General features: G+C 47.8%; 2 protein-coding genes. Both read left to right on the top strand.

From position 1 onward, the window contains the following. On the top strand, positions 1 to 369 hold a 369-nt coding region (betI, locus tag QTO00_RS19530), incomplete at its 5' end, for a transcriptional regulator BetI (protein ID WP_331426226.1). Between the two features lie 21 nt (positions 370 to 390). Beyond that, positions 391 to 1,567, top strand: a 1,177-nt coding sequence (gene betB, locus QTO00_RS19525) for a betaine-aldehyde dehydrogenase (protein WP_331426225.1), incomplete at its 3' end; no start/stop codon positions are given.

Genomic DNA, 1,567 nt, shown 5'->3' with positions numbered 1-1,567 from the left:
AGGCAATTGCCCCAAGATGCTCACGTGCAACGTATTAATGCCATCATCGAAGGTAACTTCGTGGGTTATCAGGCAGAGAACAAAGTGGCAAAAACCTGGTTGGCTTTTTGGTCATATTCTGCCCATGACGCCCAACTAAAGCGACTCCAAAGGGTCAATGAAAAGCGCTTATTGTCTCACCTAAGAATTGAACTCAAAGCGTTGTTTGATAAAGAGCAGGTGGAAATAATTGCTCATGGTATCGCGGCACTTGTTGACGGTATCTGGCTGCGTGGAACGCTCAACCCACACGGCATTGATGCTGAGAAAGCTACGCTGATCATCAATGACTACCTAGACAAACAACTTACATTTTACTCCAAAAAATAATCATAAAAGTCAGAACCTTATATGGAAATCAAAGCACAATTTATCGACGGAGAAGCTTGTAAAGCAACGTCAAACGAGACCTTCGCAACGGTTAATCCAGCCAATGGACAAGTTATAGCTGAGGTAGGGCAAGCGAGTGATCAAGACCTAGCACGAGCCATTGCTGCGGCTAAGAGAGGATTCAAAGTTTGGGCCGCAATGTCACCAACCGAGCGTAGCCGAATACTACTCAAAGCCGTTGCTCTATTGCGAGAACGAAATGACGAACTGGCAGCGCTCGAGGTTGCCGATACGGGCAAACCCCTTCAAGAAGCTGTCGCAGTAGACATTGAGACGGGTGCCGATGTTATCGAGTATTTCGCTGGTTTAGCCCCTGCGATGCAAGGTGAGCAGCAGCCATTAAATGAAACTCAGTTTTTCTATACTCGCCGTGAGCCATTAGGGATTTGCGCCGGCATTGGTGCGTGGAACTACCCAATTCAGATTGCAATGTGGAAGTCGGCACCGGCACTCGCTGCGGGTAACGCTATGATCTTTAAACCGTCAGAAGAGACGCCTCTATCAGCGGTTAAACTGGCGGAAATCTTTGCTGAGGCAGGTTTACCTAACGGTGTATTCAATGTGTTACAAGGAGACTACCGAGTTGGCCAAATGCTCACGGCTCACCCAGACATCGCGAAGGTATCATTCACGGGAGAGTCTGGCACTGGTAAAGCCGTAATGGCAGACAGTGCAAAGACTCTCAAACAAGTCACCATGGAGTTAGGTGGCAAATCGCCCTTGGTGGTGTTTGAAGATGCGAATATTGATGACGCTGTTTCAGCTGCCATGGTGGCAAATTTCTACACTCAAGGCGAAGTGTGTACGCATGGTACGCGCGTGTTCGTGCACGAGTCTATCCATGATGAGTTTATTGCCCAGTTAAAAGCGCGCACAGAGAAACTTGTCGTTGGTGATCCAATGAATATCGAGACTCAAATTGGTGCACTAATTTCACAAGAACACCTCGGTAAAGTGCTTAGCGCAATACAAACCGCTAAAGCGAGTGGAGCCACTCTATTGACAGGAGGCTACCAAGTTCTGGAACGCGGGTTAGACGCTGGAAACTTTGTTGCGCCAACAGTATTTGTTGACTGTGAAGATCACATGCCTCATGTGCAGAACGAGATTTTTGGCCCGGTGATGTCGGTTCTCAAAT

The sequence above is a fragment of the Vibrio sp. M260118 genome (genome assembly GCF_036533755.1).
In the GTDB taxonomy this organism is placed as follows: Bacteria; Pseudomonadota; Gammaproteobacteria; order Enterobacterales; family Vibrionaceae; genus Vibrio.
Note: the sequence above shows the minus strand (reverse complement) of the source record. Positions and strands in the feature narration are given on the sequence as shown.